The organism is Pseudomonas sp. BBP2017, assembly GCF_003024385.1.
GTDB lineage: Bacteria > Pseudomonadota > Gammaproteobacteria > Pseudomonadales > Pseudomonadaceae > Aquipseudomonas.
The window spans coordinates 1-807 of record NZ_PVZN01000042.1; the positions used below are offsets into that span (position 1 = coordinate 1).

Annotated in this window: 1 pseudogene; it reads left to right on the top strand. The window is 55.8% G+C overall.

Going from position 1 to position 807, the window contains the following annotated elements:
- A pseudogene (locus C6382_RS23715) lies at nucleotides 1-807 on the top strand (IS3 family transposase); the annotation flags it as partial.

Here is an 807-nt window from a genome sequence, read left to right on the forward strand (position 1 = left end):
GCTGCGCGATGTCTGTCCCCAAAACGCTCACTCCAGAGCAGCGGATCAAAGAGCTTGAGCAGCAGCTTGAGTTAATGAGCCAGAAGGCTCAGTTCTTTGAGACGGTCGTTGATGTCCTGAAAAATGACTATGGTGTCTCGGTCGTAAAAAAGCGATCCGGCAAGTCCTCTCGCAAGGCCAAGTCGCAGGACTGAGCATTGCCAGGGCTTGTCAGTTTCTAGGCATCAGTCGACAGGCTTACTACAAGCGCAATCGAGCCGCTGACCGCAAAGCGCTTCAGGCAGACCGAGTCGTTGAGTTTGTTCAGCAAGTTCGGATGCGCCAGCCTCGGCTGGGCACACGCAAGCTGCACTATCTGCTGCATTGCCAACCTGACAGACGGTTCCAGGTCGGCCGAGATCGGCTATTTCAGGTCTTGGGAGAGCGCCGTTTGCTAGTGCTGCCTAAGCGGGCCTACCACAAGACAACACAAAGTTTTCATCGCTTCTACCGCCATCCCAACTTACTCAAACCCGGCCCAAATCAGATCGTCCCGACAGGGCCGGAACACGTCTGGGTGGCGGACATCACGTACCTGCCCGCCAGTAGCGGCCCGCTATACCTAAGCCTGGTAACGGATGCGTACTCCAGGAAAATTGTTGGCCACCACGTTCATGAAAGCCTGCATGCCGAGTCTGTGGCACAAGCCTTCAAGCAGGCATTACGAAAGCGATGTCGTCGCCAGCCACTAGTCCATCATTCGGATAGAGGCATCCAATACTGCTCGGCGCTGTACCAGTCCCTTCATCACCGGCACGGAGTTCAGTG